18 protein-coding genes are annotated in these 21,744 nt (G+C 35.8%); 6 read left to right on the forward strand and 12 right to left on the reverse strand.

The features are described 5' to 3' along the window. Nucleotides 1–11 precede the first annotated feature (11 nt). The 3 genes from treC to treR form a co-directional block, all read right to left on the reverse strand. Nucleotides 12–1,673: an alpha,alpha-phosphotrehalase gene (gene treC / locus ILS93_RS24755; RefSeq protein WP_064477099.1), complete on the reverse strand. Its 1,662-nt coding sequence runs from the start codon at nt 1,671–1,673 to the stop codon at nt 12–14. Nucleotides 1,674–1,686: 13 nt separating this feature from the next. Further along, nucleotides 1,687–3,114: a PTS system trehalose-specific EIIBC component gene (treP, locus tag ILS93_RS24760; protein ID WP_088046982.1), complete on the reverse strand. Its 1,428-nt coding sequence runs from the start codon at nt 3,112–3,114 to the stop codon at nt 1,687–1,689. A 244-nt stretch (nt 3,115–3,358) separates the two neighbouring features. Beyond that, nucleotides 3,359–4,069 (reverse strand): trehalose operon repressor, encoded by a 711-nt coding sequence (gene treR, locus ILS93_RS24765; RefSeq protein ID WP_088046983.1) that lies wholly within the window; start codon nt 4,067–4,069, stop codon nt 3,359–3,361. Between the two features lie 449 nt (nt 4,070–4,518). Between treR and ILS93_RS24770 the strand changes: the two genes are divergently transcribed. Then, nucleotides 4,519–5,916, forward strand: coding sequence for an amino acid permease (locus ILS93_RS24770; RefSeq protein WP_064477102.1), 1,398 nt, complete (start codon nt 4,519–4,521; stop codon nt 5,914–5,916). Between the two features lie 28 nt (nt 5,917–5,944). Here ILS93_RS24770 and ILS93_RS24775 read toward each other — a convergent pair whose 3' ends face one another. Both ILS93_RS24775 and ILS93_RS24780 read right to left on the reverse strand, forming a co-directional pair. Next, a complete protein-coding gene (locus tag ILS93_RS24775; RefSeq protein WP_064477103.1) occupies nt 5,945–7,651 on the reverse strand; it encodes a putative bifunctional diguanylate cyclase/phosphodiesterase in 1,707 nt (568 codons plus the stop codon). Nucleotides 7,652–8,144: 493 nt separating this feature from the next. Beyond that, the gene (locus tag ILS93_RS24780; RefSeq protein WP_064477104.1) at nt 8,145–8,486 is read right to left on the reverse strand and encodes a hypothetical protein; all 342 of its coding nucleotides are present in this window, start codon (nt 8,484–8,486) and stop codon (nt 8,145–8,147) included. Nucleotides 8,487–8,874: 388 nt separating this feature from the next. On the opposite strand from ILS93_RS24780, the gene ILS93_RS24785 reads away from it, so the two are divergent. The 3 genes from ILS93_RS24785 to ILS93_RS24795 all read left to right on the forward strand — a co-directional run bounded on the left by ILS93_RS24785 (nt 8,875) and on the right by ILS93_RS24795 (nt 13,312). Next, nucleotides 8,875–10,404: a cardiolipin synthase gene (locus ILS93_RS24785; protein ID WP_064477105.1), complete on the forward strand. Its 1,530-nt coding sequence runs from the start codon at nt 8,875–8,877 to the stop codon at nt 10,402–10,404. Between the two features lie 127 nt (nt 10,405–10,531). Beyond that, nucleotides 10,532–11,425 (forward strand): ATP-binding protein, encoded by an 894-nt coding sequence (locus tag ILS93_RS24790; RefSeq protein ID WP_064477106.1) that lies wholly within the window; start codon nt 10,532–10,534, stop codon nt 11,423–11,425. A gap of 3 nt (nt 11,426–11,428) precedes the next feature. Beyond that, entirely contained in the window at nt 11,429–13,312 is a 1,884-nt protein-coding gene (locus ILS93_RS24795; protein ID WP_064477107.1) for a vWA domain-containing protein, read from the forward strand. Between the two features lie 39 nt (nt 13,313–13,351). On the opposite strand, the gene ILS93_RS24800 is transcribed toward ILS93_RS24795, so the two are convergent. From ILS93_RS24800 to ILS93_RS24815, 4 genes are all read right to left on the reverse strand, one after another. Continuing rightward, nucleotides 13,352–13,774, reverse strand: coding sequence for an NUDIX hydrolase (locus tag ILS93_RS24800; protein ID WP_064477108.1), 423 nt, complete (start codon nt 13,772–13,774; stop codon nt 13,352–13,354). Continuing rightward, a complete protein-coding gene (gene pyrE / locus ILS93_RS24805; protein ID WP_142315095.1) occupies nt 13,761–14,303 on the reverse strand; it encodes an orotate phosphoribosyltransferase in 543 nt (180 codons plus the stop codon). The genes ILS93_RS24800 and pyrE overlap by 14 nt, the downstream gene beginning before the upstream one ends. Nucleotides 14,304–14,414: 111 nt before the next feature. Continuing rightward, nucleotides 14,415–15,380 (reverse strand): L-threonine 3-dehydrogenase, encoded by a 966-nt coding sequence (locus ILS93_RS24810; protein WP_222661570.1) that lies wholly within the window; start codon nt 15,378–15,380, stop codon nt 14,415–14,417. A 44-nt stretch (nt 15,381–15,424) separates the two neighbouring features. Further along, a complete protein-coding gene (locus ILS93_RS24815) occupies nt 15,425–16,615 on the reverse strand; it encodes a glycine C-acetyltransferase (RefSeq protein ID WP_000095903.1) in 1,191 nt (396 codons plus the stop codon). A 213-nt stretch (nt 16,616–16,828) separates the two neighbouring features. Here ILS93_RS24815 and ILS93_RS24820 point away from each other — a divergent pair, with 213 nt between their 5' ends. After that, entirely contained in the window at nt 16,829–17,560 is a 732-nt protein-coding gene (locus ILS93_RS24820) for a class I SAM-dependent DNA methyltransferase (RefSeq protein ID WP_222661571.1), read from the forward strand. Between the two features lie 32 nt (nt 17,561–17,592). On the opposite strand, the gene ILS93_RS24825 is transcribed toward ILS93_RS24820, so the two are convergent. The 3 genes from ILS93_RS24825 to ILS93_RS24835 are packed head-to-tail and all read right to left on the reverse strand — an operon-like array spanning nt 17,593 to nt 20,486. Then, nucleotides 17,593–18,414, reverse strand: coding sequence for an ABC transporter ATP-binding protein (locus ILS93_RS24825; RefSeq protein WP_001167945.1), 822 nt, complete (start codon nt 18,412–18,414; stop codon nt 17,593–17,595). A 12-nt stretch (nt 18,415–18,426) separates the two neighbouring features. After that, on the reverse strand, nt 18,427–19,485 hold the full coding sequence (locus ILS93_RS24830) for a FecCD family ABC transporter permease (RefSeq protein ID WP_222661572.1): 1,059 nt from the start codon (nt 19,483–19,485) through the stop codon (nt 18,427–18,429). Then, nucleotides 19,482–20,486, reverse strand: a complete 1,005-nt coding sequence (locus ILS93_RS24835) for a FecCD family ABC transporter permease (RefSeq protein ID WP_154131632.1) — start codon at nt 20,484–20,486, stop codon at nt 19,482–19,484. The genes ILS93_RS24830 and ILS93_RS24835 overlap by 4 nt, the downstream gene beginning before the upstream one ends. Nucleotides 20,487–20,658: 172 nt before the next feature. Here ILS93_RS24835 and ILS93_RS24840 point away from each other — a divergent pair, with 172 nt between their 5' ends. Further along, complete coding sequence (locus ILS93_RS24840) at nt 20,659–21,624, forward strand: ABC transporter substrate-binding protein (protein WP_000673897.1); 966 nt, start codon at nt 20,659–20,661, stop codon at nt 21,622–21,624. Nucleotides 21,625–21,744: the final 120 nt, after the last annotated feature.

The following is a 21,744-nucleotide window of genomic DNA, read 5'->3' on the forward strand; positions in this document are numbered from 1 at the left end:
ATCCAACCTTTTTATTTCATATAACGATATACAATTGACTCATACGGTCTTAAGTTAAGATTGGTAATCTCTTTACTTGAATCTTTGTAATTTGATAATAATACTTCTTGTTTCATTCCATCCAATTGAACATCCACTGGTGCAGAATACGTTATTTCTTCTCCATAGAAGTTGTTGATAACAAGTAATACCTCTTCATTTACAGTACGTGTATATGCCCAAACTTTAAGATGATTTTCATCTAAAATAGCATATTCTCCTTCTGTAATTACATCATACGTTTTTCTAAGTTCTATTAACTTTTTATAATGATAAAATACAGACTCTTTATCTTCTAATGCCTTCTCTACGTTTATTTCTGTAAAGTTTTCAGCCACTGAAATCCAAGGTGTACTTGTTGTAAAACCACTGTTCATCTCTTCATTCCACTGCATCGGAGTACGAGAGTTGTCACGAGATTTTTGTTTTAAAATCCCGATAATCTCTTCTTTTGATAATCCTTCTTCTCGCTTTATATCGTGTATATTTAACGATTCCACATCGCGATATTGCTCGATGGACTCGAATTTAGGATTCGTCATACCGATTTCTTCGCCTTGATAAATGTAAGGTGTTCCTTGCAACATATGCATAGCTGTCGCTAACATTTTCGCAGATTCATTTCGGTACTTTCTATCATCACCGAAGCGTGACACTATGCGAGGTTGGTCATGATTACACCAGAACAACGCATTCCAGCCTCCGCCCTTTTGCATTTCAATTTGCCAATTAGACATAATCTCTTTTAATTTAATGAAATCAAAATCAGCTTGCGTCCACTTATCTCCATTCGGATAATCCACTTTTAAATGATGGAAACTAAACGTCATACTTAATTCATTACGCTCAGGGTTTGAATATTTAATACAATTATCAATTGTCGTAGATGACATTTCTCCAACTGTAATTACATCTTTCCCTTCAAAAACATTTCGGCTCATCTCTTGTAAATATTCATGAACGCGCGGGCCATCTGTATAATATTTACGCCCATCGCTTGTCGCCGTACTTCCATCATCATTTAAGAACTGTTGATCTTTTGAAATTAAATTAATAACATCTAATCGGAATCCAGTTACCCCTTTATCAAGCCAAAAACGCATCATATCATATACTTCTTCACGAAGTTTTTCATTTTCCCAATTTAAATCCGCTTGCGTCTCATCAAATAGATGTAAAAAATATTGCTCTGTCTTCTCATCATATTTCCAAGCAGACCCGCCAAACTTAGATTGCCAATTATTTTTTTCATCACGCCAAATATAGTAATTACGATATGGACTATTTTTATCTTCCTTCGCTTCCTTAAACCACTTATGCTCCGTCGAACTATGATTTACCACGATATCCAGCATAATTTCAATATTACGTGCCCTTGCTTCTTCTAAAAGCTCTTCAAACTCTTCCATCGTTCCGTAAGATGGATCAATACTGTAGTAATCACTTACATCGTATCCATTATCATTTTGTGGTGATTGGTATATCGGTGTTAACCAAATATAATCTACTCCGAGTTCTTTTAAATAATCTAGTTTCTCTGTAACCCCTTTTATATCACCGGTTTCTTTATTGTAATAGCTATTAAAGCTCTTCGGATAAATTTGATAAACTACACTTTTATGCCAATCCTTCATGTTTAACTTCCTCCTACTTCTGTTTTACTCGTTTTGCAAATAACCATGTTAACGTAAATGGGATTACAACAGCGATAATCATTCCTACAATAAATATTGGAATCGATTTCGGAATGATAGAAATAAATGCTGGTAATCCGCCAATTCCGATAGCAGGTGCTAATACACCATTTAACGTAATAAATATAGCTGCAGTAGCTGATCCTATAATCGCTGCATAGAACGGAAATTTATTTCGTAAGTTCACACCAAACATAGCTGGCTCTGTAATACCGAAATATGCTGAAATTGCTGATGTAGATGCCATACTTTTATCATTTTGATTTTTAGAAATCCAGAACATCGCAAGTGCCGCACTACCTTGCGCAATGTTAGAAAGAGCAATCATTGGCCAAATGAATGTACCACCGTGCTGTGCAATTAATTGTAAGTCGATAGCAATAAACATATGATGCATACCTGTAATTACAAGCGGTGCATATAATGCTCCAAACAATACTGCTCCAACTACTGGTACTGTTTCATATACACCTACTAATCCAACTGTTAATAAATCTCCAATATGACGTGTAACTGGACCAATAATTCCTAATGCTAACACACCTGTTACGACAATCGTTGTAATTGGTACAACTAATAATTGAATTGCATTTGGTACATGTTTCTTTAAGAAGATTTCCACTTTACTTAGTACGAATGCTGCTACTAAAACGGGTAGAATTTGACCTTGATACCCTACCTTTTCAATTTGAAATAATCCTAAAATATCGAAGTACTCAATCTTTTGTCCATCTAAACCAGTTGCTGCTTTACCATAATCCCACGCGTTTAATAAGGCTGGATGCACAAGCATTAATCCCATAACGATCCCTAATATCGGACTACCACCAAAACGCTTCGTTGCTGACCAACCGACAAGTGCTGGTAAGAATACGAATGCTGTATTCGCCATCATATTAATTAAATCCCAAAGCCCACTTAAGTTTGGATATACATCTAATAAATTTTTACCTTCAAAAAATAAGTCCTTCGCCCCTAATAGATTGTTAATTCCCATTAGTAAACCAGCTGTTACGATCGCTGGTAATATCGGCATAAATACATCTGAAAATACTTTTACAAACTTTTGAACTGGGTTTAACTTTTGGTTTCCAGAGTCTTTCACGTCAGCTACTGTCGCTTCCTTCATACCTGCAAGCGTTATCAATTCAGCATATACTCGATCAACATCTCCTGGACCGATTACAATTTGAAATACTCCAGCGTTATGAAACGCTCCCTTCACTAATGAAACAGACTGCAATTTATCGTTATCTATTTTACTTTCATCTTTTAAAGCGATACGGAGCCTCGTGACACAGTGCGCAGCTTGTTCAATATTGTCTTTCCCACCAATATACTGCAACACTTCCTCTGCTGTTTTACGATAGTCTTTCCCCATATTCCCGTCCCTCTTTTCTTTTTTTGATACCGTTTACAATTACATATTAACTCGTATATATAAGTTAGTCAACACTCGTATATACGAGTTTATAATTTTTTTATAAAGTGAAACTTTAATCAGTGGGGTTTTGTTCATCCCGCACTGATTATCAGCCCTCACCAATCGGGCGTTTACGGACAGCACGCCTCCCACAAATAGCAGGATAAAAAAAAGAGATGAAACGTTATTTCGTTCCATCTCCTTATTTTCTCCGCGCCACATCCGAAAAATGAAAAATATCTAAACGATGGCGTGATTCTGTATATTCGAACTGACTTCCATCATAAAAATGCGTAAAGTTTTTCACAACGACAACATAGTCTGTTCCATTTAAATCTAAATACTTTCTATCGTCCTCTGTACATGGCTGCACTTCAATTACCCTCTGTGAGTAACTAATATGAAGACCTAATTCTTTCTCAATGTATTTATAAATGGACTTTGCTGCAATTTCACTCGTTAGCCCAGGAATATATTCCGATACAAAATGATTAATATCCAAAATTACTTTTTCTCCATCAATATTTCGTACGCGTTTAATATGATCTATTTCTGTTTTCTCTTTCACATTCAATAGCTTTGCAACCTCTTTTGTCGCTTTTACTTTCTCTATTTCCACGACTTCTGTAATACAATGGCGTCCTAAACGTTCATTTTCTTCCTGGAAGCTTACAATACCACCAAAGTTGAATTCAATGTTTTTTCGCTTTAAAACAAAGACACCTTTTCCATGTATTTTTTGAACATATCCACGCTCTTGTAATAAATCTACAGCTTTTCTTACCGTACCTCGGCTCGCTTCATATTGCTTCATTAATTCAGTTTCTGATGGGATTTTGCATCCCTCTTTTAATTGTTTATTATCAATAGACTTGCTGATTGCTGTATAAATTTGTTCATACTTACTCATCATCTACAATAGCCCCTTGTCACCTTCTAATTCTATATGTATTATACCATGCTACACTCTTCTGCCAATCTCTCACTTATTTTCCAGTATAGGAAAAATACAGGTAAATATTTAATCTCTAAAACTTATTTTTATAAAAATTTTTATATTTTTCTTTTCATTCAAAAAAACATGTAGTATACTAACTTCAAAATCAGAGGAGAAAGGGAGCAAAGAACTATGCTTACTTATACAACAATTGTAGTTACATTTGCACAAAAACATCATCATCATACGTAACCCTTGAAACCTAGCGGAAAAATTACGCGTAGGTACAAGGGTTATTCCCGTTGTACCTACGTCAGGCGAAGAGCCATGTAGGTATTTTTTATCTACATGGCTCTTTTTTTATTGCCAAAAAGCTAGTAAAAAATGATGTTTAAGCAAAACTTACTACAAAGGAGTTAACAAAAATGGAAACGAAAAAATGGGGATTATGGATTTTAACAGCTTTTGTGATTGGAAATATGGTTGGCGGTGGCGTATTTATGCTCCCAGCAAATTTAGCACACGTATCAGGTCCAATGGGTTCTACACTTGCATGGAGTATTACAGGTCTTGGCGTATTTATGATTGCACTCGTATTTGGAAATTTAGCAGTTCGCAAACCAGAATTAAAGGCAGGACCACAAAGTTACGCTCAAGCAATGTTCCCTTCAAAAAAAGCGGGCAAAGTTGCAGGATATAGTATGGCCTGGGGATATTGGGCTGCGAACTGGGCTGCAACCGCATCTGTTATTATTTCCTTTGCTGGATATTTATCAACATTCTTTCCAGTTTTACAAAGTAAGCAAATTCTCTTTTCTACGAACGGATTTTCACTAGAACTCGGAAAAGGACTAACTTTCCTCGTATGTAGCCTTATGCTATGGGGAATTCAATATATTCTTTCTCAAAATATTGACCAGGCTGGAAATATGAATCTTCTTGCTACCATTGCAAAAATTATCGGATTTACAATGTTTATTGTAATCACATTATTCATTTTCAATGCCTCTAATTTTGGAGACGGTCAAACATTTATGAATGAAGCTGGACAATCCATTTCGTTAGGTGGACAAATCAATTCAGCTGCTATCGCAACACTTTGGGCGTTTATCGGTATTGAATCTGCTGTAATGCTTTCTAACCGTGCTAAATCTCAGCGCGATGTAAAAAAAGCTACCATTTTCGGATTAATTATCGCTCTTCTTATTTACATGTCAATTACTTTACTTACAATGGGAGCTCTCTCGCAAGATGCTTTAAAAGAGTCTCAAAAACCATTAGTAGACGCATTAAATTTAGCAATTGGCAATAAAGGAGCCTATATCATGGCTTTACTTGCACTTGTATCTTTATTTGGCTCTACAGTTGGCTGGATCGTTGTTAGTTCAGAAGTACCTTATCAGGCAGCCAAGAATGGACTTTTCCCTAAGTTTTTCGCGAAAACAAATAAAAAAGGTAGTCCTTCAAAATCATTATTTATTACAAATGTGATGACGCAAATTTTCTTATTCTCAACGATTTCTGGTACCGTATCAGAAGCTTATAATTTCGCTATCGTTGTAGCAACATTAGCTTATTTAATTCCATACCTTGTTTCTACGCTGTACCAATTCAAATTGGTTATTACAGGAGAAACGTATGATATAATGCCTGGTTCTCGAATAAAGGATGGGGTCATTACTACATTAGCATTTGTATACTCTATTTGGGTTATCAAAACGGGAACTGCTGATTTAAAAACGTTCTTCTTAGGAATCGGATTGTTCGTACTAGGTCTTATTCTTTACCCAGTATTAATGAAAGACTCACAAAAAACGAATTAAAAAAAGAGAAGCTACCGGCTTCTCTTTTTTATTCAAAATCTGTAATTAACTTTTCTTTTAACTCTCCTACAGATAAAGGTTTCGCATAATAAAATCCTTGTACATAATCACAACCCATAGATTGTAATAAACTTTCTTGCTCTACTGTTTCTACCCCTTCAGCAACTACTGCTAAATTTAAGCTATGGGCAATTTCAATAACAGATTTTACAATCGTTCGCTCTGGCTGTGCATGATCATAATGAAATTCACGAATAAAATTACGATCAATTTTCACTATATCCAGTGGTAGTTGTTTTAAATAATATAAGGAAGAATAGCCCGTTCCGAAGTCATCTAAAGCAATTAAAATACCCATATTTCTTAATTCTTGTAATGTAGCAATAATATAATCAAAATGGCGAACAGCGATACTTTCCGTTATTTCTAAAATTAAACGATTCGGTGGAAAGCCCGTTCTCCTTAAAATGCTACGTACAGATAAAATAAAACGCTTTTGCATTAATTGTTGTATGGATAAATTCACAGATAACCTTAATCCTTCTTCGTAATCTGGCAATGTTTTAAACAAGCGACATGACTTTTCTAATACCCAGTCTCCTAATTTTATAATAAGTCCAGATTCTTCAGCTACTGGAATAAATTCGCCTGGTGAAATAGGCCCTTCTTCTATCGAACAACGTGCTAAAGCCTCAATACCAGTATATTTCTTCGTTTTCAAATCAATAATAGGCTGCAGTGCCACGTCTAACTCTTCATCACGAATTGCCTTTTGCAAAGCGAATTCAATTTTCATTCTACGATTTATTTTCGCACGTAACTCATCTGTAAAGAAACACGCGGCATTTCTGCCTTGTTCTTTCGCGCTATACATAGCTAAATCCGAATTCTTTAATAGAGTTTCTACATCTTGACCATCTTGCGGATATGCGCACAGTCCTAGACTAGCTGAAATGTATACTTCATGACCTTCAAGCATAAATGGTGCCTGAAAACATGACAACACAGATGTCGCTAGCTGCCTCATCGCATCTTGTGTATGACTTTTTGTTAACAGCACAAATTCGTCGCCACCCAGCCTAGCCAGAACGTCTTTCTCTCCTAGCACATAATGCAACCGTGAAGCAACTTCGCTTAAAAGTAAATCCCCTATCATATGACCTAGCGTATCGTTTACTAATTTAAAACGATCCAAATCAAAGTAAATCATACCAAATTCTTTTTTTCCTGCAATCATCTCGTTTACAGTCGTTATTAGCTGCAATCGGTTCGGTAAACTCGTTAAAGCATCATGATACGCAAGCTCCCTATAACGACTTTCACTTAACCGCAACCTCTGTTCTGCTTCTTTCCTACTACTAATATCATTTCGGATCGCGATAAATTGATATGGCTCTCCTTTTTCATTTAAAAACGGAACAATTGTTGTTTTAACCCAATAATACGTCCCATCTTTTGCTTGATTTCGAATCTCACCTCTCCATACTTTTCCGTTCAAAATACGCTTCCATAGAATTTGAAAAAATGTTTTCGGGTGATATCCTGAATTTAAAATACGATGATCTTTTCCTATTAACTCTTCTCGTGTATATTTGGAGATTTCACAAAACTTATCATTTACATATGTAATAAGACCATTTCGGTCTGTAATTGCAACAATTGAAGACTCATCTAATGCTAACTTTAAATCTCGCAATGAAGAGTCATATAATGCATGACCTCTTTGTTCTAGCATGCGCATCTCTCCTTGCTTCCTATCTGACTAAAACACAACTTGTTTCTCTTCATAGAAATAGAGATATTTCATTTCTTAATAATGGCTATTTGCATTCATCACATTTTGAAATATGCCGATTAAAATAACATAATATTATTTGTAATAAAAAGCAATATAATACCGTTTCAATTATAAATAGTGGTTTCTTATCGCTATAATTAGCTTACTTTATTATACATTATTCATTCTCTTACATTCCTTTATAGCTAGCTCTATACAATGCCTATTCCCTATTAATCCCGCTCATATCTAACCTCTTTACTTTACTAGCGAAATAGAAGTTCGAGCACACTATACAACTATTCACGGATAATAATATAAAAGTTAAAATTAGTATATATGTTTTTGAATTACAATAATAAAATATTAACATATTTTCACCTTTATTTTGGAAATATTTTATAAATAATTACTTTATTAAACTAAAAAAGAGGAAAGCCTCTTTTTTAGTTTAATACGGATATGGTATTTGCTGATACCCCGGATATGGAGTTGGATATGGTGCTGGGTATGGCGCTGGATAAGTTACTGGGTACGGTGCTGGATAGTAGCCTCCACTTGCTGCACCCGTTAATGCGCCAGCTGTAAGTCCACCTAACACACCTCCAGCAAAACTTCCTGGGAAAAATCCACCGCCCCATGAGCCGCCACCCCAGCCCCATCCACCTCCGTGATGGTGGTGATGATCATGGTGATTGTGCCCTCCATGGTGGTGATGTCCGCCGTTATGGTTGTGCCCTCCATGAGGATGATGATTACGATAATACAATCCGTTATTTTCTATATAATTCATTATTCCCCTCTCCTTTTCCATTTTCTCATCTTAATAGGTATTGTATGAATAGTACGGACCTTGTTAGTAACCTATATAATAAGAAAGAATCCGTATAATACGAATAACCATATCCTCGGCTTCATCATGTACCTGTTACAAATCCATGATATGGTTATCCCCGTTCCTATATAAAGGACAAATGTTTTGTCCCCCTACACTGTTTATTAACCAGCAAATAGCAGGATAATAACGTAACAATATACTGTATGTAGGACAAATGCGGAAAGCATGGGGAAAATGTCTATATTTTGTAAAAAAAACAAAACACTTTATAATAAGAATGTCGGATTATACCTTTTTATATAAGAAGTCTATATTTAAGAAAGATTAGAGGAATTTTATAAAAATGAAGAAGCCTATCGTTCAATTATTATTGGTATTTACAATTATATCTATCGTACTCTTACTTTTAGATACGTCTATCCTCTCACTATATACCTTTGTCGGTGCATTATGGTCTCTTACAATCATAGGGATATCTTTCGTTATTTTTATTGAAAATAGATCCCCACAAAGCACTTTAGCATGGTTTTTAGTACTAGCACTTCTCCCTGTTGTTGGTGTGCTTTTATATGCGCTTTTCGGACGTAGCCGTTGGAGAAGAAAAAAACATCTACATCGTTCAGAAGAGCAAAGAAAATTATTCCGTGAAATATTAGAAGGAAGACGAGTAGAATTGTCACTCACAGTCCCCTTACATGAACGTTCTATGCATTTAACAAAAGTCGTACAAAAATTTGGAGGCGGACCTGCCGCAGATAAAACAACTACAAAACTTTTAACAAATGGCGATCAAACCTTTTCAGAAATTTTGCAAGCTATCGAGCAAGCAAAACATCACATACATATTCAATACTATATTTATAAATCTGATGAGATTGGTACGAAAGTTCGAGATGCTTTAATAAAAAAAGCAAAATCTGGTGTTATTGTACGCTTTCTTTATGATGGACTCGGAAGTAACACTTTAAGAAGACGCTTTTTAAAACCTATGAAAGAAGCTGGTATTGAAATTGTAGAATTTGACCCTATTTTTTCAGCTTGGTTACTTGAAACTGTCAATTATCGTAACCATCGAAAAATCGTTATTGTAGATGGAGAAATCGGTTTTACTGGTGGACTCAACGTCGGTGATGAATATCTTGGCCGTTCAAAAAAATTTCCCATTTGGCGTGATAGTCATTTAAAAATAGAAGGAAAAGCGTTATATAAATTACAAGCAATTTTTCTAGAAGATTGGCTCTATGCCTCTAGTGGATTGAATACTTATTCTTGGGATCAATTTATGAATAGACAATACTTCCCAGGTAAAGAAATTTCAAGTGCAGAAGGTGCTGTGCAAATTGTAGCCAGCGGGCCTAGCTCAGATGATAAAAGCATTCGCAATACATTATTAGCTGTTATGGGATCTGCAAAAAAATCGATTTGGATCGCTACACCTTACTTTATTCCAGATCAAGAAACTTTAACATTATTACGTTTAAGTGCAATATCTGGCATAGATGTACGCATTTTATATCCTGGTAAAAGTGATAGTATTATTAGTGATCAAGCATCTCAGTCCTACTTCACTCCGCTTTTAAAAGCTGGTGCTTCCATTTATAGTTATAAAGATGGTTTTATGCATGCAAAAATTGTACTCGTTGATGATAAGATCGCGACAATTGGAACGGCAAATATGGACGTACGCAGCTTTGAATTAAATTATGAACTTATTAGCGTACTATATGAATCAGAAACCGTTCATGATATTAAACATGATTTTGAAGACGACTTTAAGCATTCCACTGAAATTAAATGGAACGCATTCCAAAAAAGAAGTATCAAAAAACGAATATTAGAGTCTTTCATGCGACTCATTTCTCCTTTACTGTAAGCAATCAATGTAATATTGATTGCTTTTTCTTTTCCATTTCCCCTCTCTCCTTTTCTTTGCATACCATATTAAAACAAGTTATCATAAGATGTATTACTTTATGAAAATAATGTTAGGTGGGAAATACATGTTAGAACAATTTCATATACATGCTGATTTAAAACAACAGCTCTCAACCATTCACGAAAAAAATAAACAAGAAGCTGGTGAAAATGCACATTTAATTGGAAAGAAAATATATAAAGCATCTGATAACAGCATTATTGAAGATGCTATTACAGCGCTTCTTCTTGGCAAAAATATTCTATTAAAAGGGCCGACTGGTAGTGGTAAAACAGTACTAGCTGAAACTCTTTCTTCTTTATTCCAAAAACCAATGCATAGCATTAACTGTTCTGTTGACCTAGATGTAGAAGGTATTTTAGGATACAACACACTACAAACGAAAGATGGTGCATCTGAAGTTACATTCGTTAACGGCCCTCTTATGAAAGCAATGAAGAACGGTCATTTCCTATATATTGATGAAATCAATATGGCAAAACCTGAAACGTTACCACTTCTTCACGGTGCATTAGATTACCGTAAAATGATTACAAATCCGTTTACACAAGAAGTTGTATATGGCGATGAGGAGTATCGTGTAATTGCAGCAATTAATGAAGGTTACGTTGGAACAAGTGAACTAAACGAAGCATTAAAAAACCGTTTCGTTATTATTGAAGTTCCATACATTCAAGGTGACACATTAAAAGAACTATTACTATCTGAATCAAAATTAAATGATGTTGCAACAATTGAAAAGTTCGTTGCATTTGCAAGCGACCTTATGCCTTTAGCTCGTGATGGGCGTGTAAGTGAAGAAGCAGCAAGTATTCGTGGCATTATCGACGCATGTGATTTAGGTGTATATATTCCTGTTATGCGTGCAATTGAACGTAGTATTATCGCAAAATTAAACGATGAAACAGAACAAATGACTGTCCGTGAATTAGCAGAAAGTTATTTCTTTGAGGGATAATTCATGAGACAAATTTTTAGTGACAAAAAAATTGATGCGTCGCTGTTTCTACAAATGGAAAACTTAATGTATGCTCTTCTAAAAGAAGACGATGCCTACCTTGAGTATGGCTATAAAGCATACTACGACGAAATTGAAAAAAAGGTTGTCATTAGTCACTTTTGGGATGATCGAAAAGAAGAGGATACAGTAATCGGATTAAAAAGCGAAGTGTTTTTAAAAGCACTTGGTAATAAACATTACTCGGACATGACTTTAATTCGTTCTTATGCGATTGAATTACAAGAATCACCCTTAAAAAAGTTTTTAACACAATTATTTGTTCTATTAGAAGATTTACGTGTTGAGGAAATCGTAAAAAACTTACGCCCTGGCACAAAGCATGTTTTTAAAAGAAGAAAAGAAATGTATCGCAATTACTTTGGTTCACAAAATGAAATCAATCGTGTTCGTAACTATCACGGTGATCGTCTATTTTGTCTCTGCTATCTTTCATTAACGAGCGATAAATATGAAATGTTTAATAATGAATATTTCGAGCAAATTGAAGCAATTTTGCATGAAACATTCCAAGCTCGTAATACAGAAGACATTATGTATATCGTTGAAAAAATTCGCTATCGTTTAGAAGGACTTCTTGAAAGTGATATGCTTAATAATTATTTCGGACATGCACCGCTTTATTTATCTGTTATTACAGATGAGAAAGACAGTCGCGCTGAAAAATTAGCAAATGATGATACGCAGCTCATAGATGACGATGATAGCAAAAATAAAATGGATGAAAGTTTCTCCACATGGCACCGTGAAAATAAAAACAATGAAAACGAGAACTTTTTACGCTTTGATTTAGAAAGCGGAACGAAAACAAATATGATGGGTGATACTGCTCGTGAATCAGAAGATGGCGACCAAGCACTTGGTTCTGTACAAGGTACTTCTCAAAAAAGTACACAATCCAACTTTGATGGCGCTGATACAGAAGAAGCAAGAGCTTCACACGCTTCTAGCCAAAACGAGGGTGCATACGGTAAGTATAACGTTGGTGCTTCTCATATATTTAAAGAAGCTCGCAAATCAAATCCTGATGAAAAAAAGGATTACCAAGCTATCAAATCAGTTGTTAATAAAGATGTAAAAGAATTAAAGAAAATTATCGAAAAAACGATTGAAAATAAAACGAATGCAAATAGTGATAAATATTACGGAAGACTTCGTAAGAAATTCCTTCGTATTTATACTGAAAAGCAGCCGCGCATGTTTTATAAAAAAGGCCAGGAATCACAAGAACTTGACGTTGCATTCCAATTACTAGTGGACTGCTCTGGTTCTATGTATAACAAAATGGAAGAAACGAAAAAGAGTGTGGTCCTATTCCATGAAGCGTTGAAATCTTTAAAAATCCCGCACGCTATTAGCGGATTTTGGGAAGATGCTTCTAGTGCTAAGCCTGAAGATAAGCCAAACGTTATCCATGAAGTTGTAACGTATAAAAACTCAACGTTACCAAACGTTGGTCCAGAAATTATGCAGCTTCGCGAAGAAGAAGATAACCGCGACGGATATATTATTCGTATCGTTTCTGAAAAACTTGCAAAAAGACCAGAAAAGCATAAATTCTTACTTGTCTTTACAGACGGTGAGCCTTCTGCGCTAGACTATCAACAAGACGGTATTTTAGATACGCATGAAGCTGTCAAACTTGCTCGTAAAAGTGGTATGGAAGTAATCGGAATCTTCATCGAAGAAGGCGAAGCAAAAGAAGCAACTTATCAATTAATGAAGAATATTTATAACCATCACTTCTTAGTTGCAAATCATGCTGAAGATTTACGTCTGAAGATTAAACCACTATTGAAAAAGTTATTACTGAAGACGATTGAATAGAAAAACAGGAGCGTTGTCGCTCCTGTTTTTTCCTTTCAATCACTTTGTTTCTGGTTGAAACTTGTATGGAATAGCTACTTCTAATAATGCCTCGAATCCGCCATCATAGAATGGGAATCGTTCATTTGCGATCGTTCGATCCACCCACTCTATTGCGGAAATTTCTTCGTCATCTTCCGCAATCAATTCACCCTTTACTACATTTGCTCGGAATGTAAAAAATAGCGCATGATTCCCTGATTCTTCAAAGAATTTTTCATTAATCGCAACAAGTCCACCTGCCACAGCAGTTAAACCTGTCTCTTCTTTTACTTCTCTTATTAGTGCTTCCTCTAATATTTCACCTTTTTCCACAGCCCCGCCTGGCAATGACCAAACATTTTGTTCTACATTATGTACCATTAATATTTTATCTGTTTCTTCATCATGTATTAGTGCATATACGACGTCAACTCTTTGCATGTTGCTTTTCTCCTTCAATTAACTCATCCATTGTAAATAAAGAATGTAGCTGTAAGCCATCTTCTAATAAGTTATCGCTTCCCTCTTTCGTTCGTTCAATGACGCCTAGAACATGATGTACTTTCGCACCTAGTTCTCTTAAATCTTTCGTACTTAATAATATTTGACCACCTGTCGTAATAACATCCTCAACGACACAAACATTTTTCCCAGCAATATTAACGCCTTCTGCTAACTTACATGTACCATACTTCTTCGCTTCTTTTCTTACAAATACAACAGGTATACCTGTTTGTAAAGATAATGCTGTCGCTACTGGAATTCCTCCCATCTCTAAACCCGCGAGTACTTCTGTCTCAGGAGGAATGAGCTCTTTCAATTGTTTAGCAATTTCTAATAACAGTACTGGATTAGATTCAAATAAGTACTTATCAAAGTATTGATTTGATACTTGTCCTGATCGAAGCTTAAATGTTCCCGTTAAACGTGACGTATTATAAATTTCCTTTGCTAACTCCCATTTCTCCATTGTATCTCTCCCCTTTATGCACAAATTAACTCATTCTATCACATTTGCAATTATTTCTATATTCCCAAATTACAAATAAAAGGGTCAATTCCTAAGAATCGACCCTTCCTATTAATTCATCACTAACTCAGCTGTGAGCTTTTTTTTTAACTTAGCCAACATGTCCGTTGTCATTTTGTCTAAATCATATTCTGCTTTAAAGTCCCACTCTTTCATTGCTGCTGTTGCATCAATAGAGTTTGGCCAGCTATCAGCGATTGTTTGACGAGCAGGATCTACAGCGTAATCCATTGTAAACGTCGGGATGTGTTTACGAATGGATGCTGCGATTTGCTCTGGCTCAAAGCTCATCGCTGTAATATTGAACGCGTTTCTATGCACAAGTTTACTTGGATCAGCTTCCATTAATGAAATGATCGCTTGTAAAGCATCCGGCATGTACATCATATCCATGTATGTTCCTTCTGCAATGTATGAGGTGTATGTGCCTTTTTTAATCGCCTCATAATAAATTTCAACCGCATAATCAGTTGTTCCGCCTCCTGGAGGAGCTACGTAAGAAATTAAACCTGGGAAACGTACACCGCGCGTATCAACGCCAAACTTTTGATGATAATAATCACATAGTAATTCTCCTGCTACTTTGTTTACCCCATACATCGTAGTAGGACGCTGAATTGTATCTTGTGGCGTATTATCTTTCGGTGTTGATGGACCGAATGCACCGATAGAACTGGGCGTGAAAAACTTACAGTTTAATTCACGAGCTGCTTCTAATGCATTTACAAGTCCACCCATATTTAAATTCCAAGCAAATAACGGATTTTTTTCTGCTGTTGCTGAAAGTAAAGCTGCTAAATGAATAATTGTATCTACTTCATTACGCTGTGCAATATCATGTAGTTTTTGTCCATCTGTTACATCTAACGTTTCAAATGGACCAGACGTTACTACTTCACTATCTGTTTCACGAATATCTGTTGCAATAACATTTGATGCACCGTATACATCACGAAGTTTCATTACTAGTTCAGAACCAATTTGCCCTAAAGAACCGGTTACTAGAATTTTTTTCATTTTCCCCACTCCTCATTTGCAAGCTATTCAAAAGATGTCGTTACTTAAATGATGCCCATTTCTTTCCCTACTTTTTCATACTTACGAATTGCTTCATCTAACATTTCTTTCGTATGAGCTGCTGTAGGCATATTACGAACGCGTCCTTTTCCTTTAGCTACAGTTGGGAACACGATAGATTTTGCATATACGCCTTCTTCATTTAAACGTTTACTAAATTCTTGTGTTAATACTTCGTCACCAATAATACAAGGTGTAATTGGCGTTTCACTTTCTCCAATGTTAAAGCCAAGTTCTTTTAACCCTTGTTTTAAATAGCGGCCATTTTCCCATAAACGATCATGTAACTCTGTGCTTTCCATTAAAATTTCAATTGATCGCATACATGCAGCTGCATCAGCCGGTGTTAATGCTGTAGAGAATAAGAATGGACGTGAACGAACTTTTAACCAGTCAATTAAGTTTTGTTTCCCTGCTACATATCCACCAATTACCCCAATTGCTTTTGATAATGTACCAATTTGGAAATCAACTTTATCAGATAGACCGAAATGCTTTACAGTTCCTGCACCTTTTCCAAGTACACCTGAACCGTGTGCATCGTCTACATATGTCATTAAATCTAATTCTTCTGCAATCTCAACAATTTCTGGTAATTTTGCAACATCTCCATCCATTGAGAAGACACCGTCTGTAATTACCATTAATTTATTGTAAAGACCTGATTCTTTCGCCGCGATTGCTTTTTGGCGTAAATCTTCCATATCAGAATGTTTATAAACAATAATTTTTGCTTTTGATAGACGACTACCATCAATAATAGAAGCATGGTTTAATTCGTCTGAAAGAATCGCATCATTTTTATCCATAACGGCTGAAATCGCTGCCATATTACAGTTAAATCCTGATTGGTAAGCAATTGCTGCTTCTGTATGTTTAAACTTTGCAATTGTCTCTTCTAATTTAATATGCAAATCTAAAGTACCGTTAATTGTACGAACAGCTCCTGCTCCAACGCCGTACTTATGAATTGCACCAATTGCTGCTTCTTGCAAACGACTATCTGTTGCTAATCCAAGATAGTTGTTTGAAGATAAGTTAATATATTCTTTTCCGCCAATTGTAATGATCGGTCCATTTGAACTCTCAAGCGGATCAATTACGTTATAAAGCCCCTTTGATTTTAAATCCTCTAAATTTTCTTCTAAAAATTTCGCAAGTGTTTTACTAGACATTGTGAAGCCTCCCATCGTTCATGTAAGCGAATTATTGTCTTAATAGTTCTAATAATCCCTCTACTAGCTTAACACGTTTTCAGGATTTATTATAGAAAAATAGTTTAAAGTAACCGCTTACAATTCTAGATTATATATGATTCATTACAAGAAATCTATCATTTACTTTTCATATTTGGTAGAATAAAAAAAATATTTAAGGGGGCTTCAATCATGGCATTTACTGAATCTGATGTATATAATAACGAAGCATTTTTTGAACAATATATGAAACGAAGATACCGAGAAAATAGCCCAAATGAATCACTTGAAAAACCAGCCTTCTTTCAACTCATTGGTGATGTGAAAGGAAAGAAAATCCTCGATTTAGGCTGCGGTGACGCCAAGTTTGGCGAGGAATTATTAGAGAATGGCTGCCACTCTTACACTGGTATTGAGGGCTCCGAACTTATGTATGAAAAAGCTAAAAAACAACTAGAAAATAAAAATGGAACCGTCCATTGTTTAAACCTCAAAGACTACACATACCCTCCTTCTATTTTTGATTTAGTAACGTCTAGACTCGCCTTACATTATATTGAACATCTTCCTATCATTTTTCAAAATGTGTACGAAGCTTTAAAAACAAATGGAACCTTTACTTTTAGTGTTCAACACCCTGTTATTACCTCTTCATTTGAAAGCTTGCAAACGAGCGGGAAAAGAACGAGCTGGCTCGTCGATGATTATTTTAAAATTGGCGAACGGGTTGAGCCATGGATTGACCAAGAAGTTATTAAATACCATCATACAACAGAAGAGTATTTTACATTGTTACAACAAGCCGGGTTTACGATTACAAACATAAAAGAAGCCACACCAAATCAAACTTATTTTCAGAGTGAAGAAGAATATGAACGACGTTTACGAATTCCCCTCTTCCTTTTATTTTCTTGCCGCAAATAAAAAAGACGATGAATCCTCATCGCCTTTTTTATTTAACTCATTACTTGAGCAACCTCTTTACGTACACGTCTTCCTTTTCCATGCGGGATGCAAAGTGGTGTCCCAAATAACGGATCCGTACTGATTTGACATTCCATTCGGAATACATCACGTACTAGCTTCTCATCTACTACTTCTTCCGGCTTACCTTGTGCATATATTTGTTTATCTTGAATGGCTACAATATTATCTGCATAACGGCATGCTAAATTTAAATCGTGTAATACCATAACAATTGTTCTTTGTTCTGTTTCATTTAATTCGAATAATAAATCTAGCACTTCAATTTGGTGAGTCATATCTAAATATGTAGTAGGCTCATCCAGTAAAATAATATCTGTATCTTGTGCAAGCGTCATTGCAATCCAAGCACGTTGTCGTTGTCCACCTGAAAGAGCATGCACATCACGCTCAGCAAATTCTGTCATACCTGTTGCTGCGAGTGCTTTTTGTACCATTTCCTCATCTTTTTCTGACCATTGCTTCAGCCACGTTTGATATGGATAACGCCCTTGCTTTACAAGTTGCAATACTGTAAGCCCTTCTGGAGCTTGCGGTCCTTGCGGTAAAATTGCCATTTGACGAGCGATTTGCTTCGTTTGCATACTTTGAATGGCTTGATTATCTAGCAAAATGTCACCAGTTGTTGGCTTTAATAATCTAGCTAGTGAACGTAATAAAGTTGATTTTCCACAACCGTTAGAACCGATAAAGATTGTAATTTCGCCTTTTGGAATTTCTAAATTCAACTCATCAATAATAATTGCTTCACCATAAGACAGCGTCAAACGTTTCGTCTCCAATGCTTTTTGCATATTCATCTCCCTTTATGAATTCCGACTTTTATAAAGTAAATAAATAAAATAAGGTGCACCAATTGCTGATGTAAATACCCCTGCTGGAATTTCAAGTGGTGTGAAAACTGTACGCCCGATTAAATCTGCAGCAAGTACTAAAATTGCACCAACAATAGCCGCAACTGGGAGTAATGCACCGTATAAAGAACCAACTAGTCTTCGTGAAATATGAGGTGCCATTAAACCGACAAACCCAATTCCTCCGGCGAAGGCAACTGCGCCACCAATTAAAGCTGTACTCAGTAATAACATGAATACGCGTGACTTCGTTAAAGGAACACCAAGTCCTACCGCAATATCATCCCCTAGCTCTTGCGCATTTAAATGCCTAGCAGCTATAAATGATATTACCGTTAAAATGAGAACCCACGGCGCAAGCACCATAACGTTTTGCCATGAAGAACCGTAAACAGTACCTGTAATCCATACATTCGCTTGACTCGCTTGATAAATTGGCGCTAACAACATAAACAAAGTCGTTGCCGCTTTCGTTAATGCCCAAAAACCAACACCAATTAAAACAAGACTAATCGGTGATAATCCGTCATTTCTCCATGCAAATAAATATACAAAAAGCGCTACAATCGTTGCCCCAGCGAAGGCTGCTAACGGCATATAATGAATGCTTACGGTTAGCGCATTATTTTCATCACTAAATATAGCTAAAAATAATACAACTGCAACACTTGCACCACCTGTAATCCCAATGATATCAGGAGAAGCCAGTGGATTTCGAACGAGACCCTGTAAAATACATCCTGCTACTGCAAGTGCGATTCCTACAAGGATGGCAATTAAAATACGCGGCATACGAAACTTATTTACAACCATATTAGACATCGCATCGCCATTTCCAGTGATTGCTTGCCATACATCATAAGGAGCAATTTTCATGTCTCCCATACCTGCACTCGCAAAAAATAATCCTATTAAAACAACTAGTAAACTGAATAAGACGAGACAAGCTCGTTTATACATTAAAAACGAGAGCCCGCCTTTTCCTATACGAAACGGAATATACTTCTTCATTTGCTAAGCCCTCTCTTACGTGCAATATAAATAAAGAATGGTGCCCCGATAAATGCTGTCATAACCCCTACCGGTACTTCTTGTGGCATAATGACATATCTTGCTGCTATATCAGCTAAGATTAATAGTATTGCACCTAACAACCCGCTATACGGTACTCTCCACCTGTGATCTACTCCAACAAGAAATCTGGCAAAATGCGGAGTAATAATACCAATAAATCCAATCGGACCAGCGACTGCAACTGAACCACCAGACAACAGGACAATAATAAGTAACACGAATGATTTCATTAAAATTGTTCGTTGTCCAAGCCCCTTCGCGACGTCTTCCCCCATCATCAATGTATTTACTTTCCCTGCCATCATAATAGATGCGATCCAGCCTATTAATAAATATGGGAATACAGATTGTAAAATTTCTAACTTTCTTCCTTGCACAGATCCGGCAAGCCAAAATAATACTTCTTCAAGCGCCTTTTCATTTAACACAAGTAATCCTTGTGTTAATGATGAAAATAACGCACTAATTGCGACCCCTGCTAATGTTAACTTAAGAGGCGTTGTCCCTTCTTTTCCTAAAGAACTAGAAGCGAATACAAGGATTGCAGCAACTGCTGCCCCTAAAAAGGCAATCCAAGTAAAAGCTGACAATGATGTAACAGAAAAAACCACAATTGCTACAACTATGAAAAACGCAGCGCCTGAATTTAATCCAATAAAATCTGGAGAAGCAAGTGGATTCTTCGTTAAAGTTTGCATAAGACAACCAGCAATGGCTAAACTAGCACCAACACTAGCTGCAATTAGTGCCCTTGGTAGACGCACATTTTGAATAATAATATGTTCATTGGAACCATTAAAATGGAAAAAAGCATCTAACGCTAATTTCCAACTCGTATTTGTATATCCGAAAATAATACTTCCCCAAATACAAATAATGACTGCAATGATTCCAACAAATAACCCAATCCATTTTGCTTGATATGTTTTTAATAACATGCAGCGTTTCCCCTTCAATGTATAATGATACGTTGTAAGTGTATTTCAACTTAATTCTCATTGTCAACGATAATGAGAACTATTTTCATTGATATGTATTGACAATCAAAAGATAAAAGCTTAATATCATGCTTGCTATTGAAAAAACTTCTCAGTATGTAGGGGGTACATAATGAAATTCGTGCAAAAGAAATCGTTTACAGTATTTGTATTTTTACTAGCCTTTTCACTACTTTTAAGTGCTTGTGGAAAATCAAATACGAAAGAAGAATCAAAAGAAGATACGAAAAAAGAAATGATTACTGTGGAACATGCAATGGGTAAAACAGAAGTTCCCGCTAGTCCAAAACGTGTAGTTATTTTAACAAATGAAGGCACTGAAGCTTTACTCGAGTTAGGTGTAAAACCAGTTGGGGCTGTGAAATCTTGGACTGGTGATCCATGGTATCCACATATTAAAGATAAAATGAAAGATGTAAAGGTTGTTGGTGATGAAGGGCAAGTGAACGTGGAAACAATCGCTTCCTTAAAACCAGACTTAATTATCGGTAACAAAATGCGTCACGAAAAAGTGTACGAGCAACTAAAGGCAATTGCACCTACTGTGTTCTCTGAAACGCTACGTGGTGAATGGAAAGATAACTTCAAATTTTATGCAAAAGCATTAAATAAAGAAAAAGAAGGTCAAAAGGTTTTAGCTGATTACGATAAACGTATGAAAGATTTAAAAACTAAACTAGGCGATAAAGTAAATCAAGAAATCTCTATGGTTCGCTTTATGCCTGGTGATGTTCGTATTTATCACGGTGATACATTCTCTGGTGTTATTTTAAAAGAACTTGGATTTAAACGTCCTGGAGATCAAAATAAAGATGACTTTGCAGAGCGTAACGTATCTAAAGAACGTATTTCAGCAATGGACGGCGATGTATTATTCTACTTCACATTCGATAAAGGAAACGAGAAAAAAGGTTCTGAATTAGAAAAAGAATATATCAATGATCCTCTATTTAAAAATTTAAATGCAGTGAAAAACGGTAAAGCATACAAAGTTGACGACGTTATTTGGAATACAGCCGGTGGTGTAATGGCTGCTAACCTACTATTAGATGATATCGAAAAACGCTTTGTTAAATAATATTTCCTTAACCAGCTCCTCTTCTATGGAGCTGGTTATTTTTCAATTCACTTAAATGTCACATTATTTCATTTTGTATTTTTATTCCCAATATGTTATATTATAAAAGTAAATAGAATA

The organism is Bacillus sp. 16GRE42 (assembly GCF_019837435.1).
In the GTDB taxonomy this organism is placed as follows: Bacteria; Bacillota; Bacilli; order Bacillales; family Bacillaceae_G; genus Bacillus_A; species Bacillus_A wiedmannii.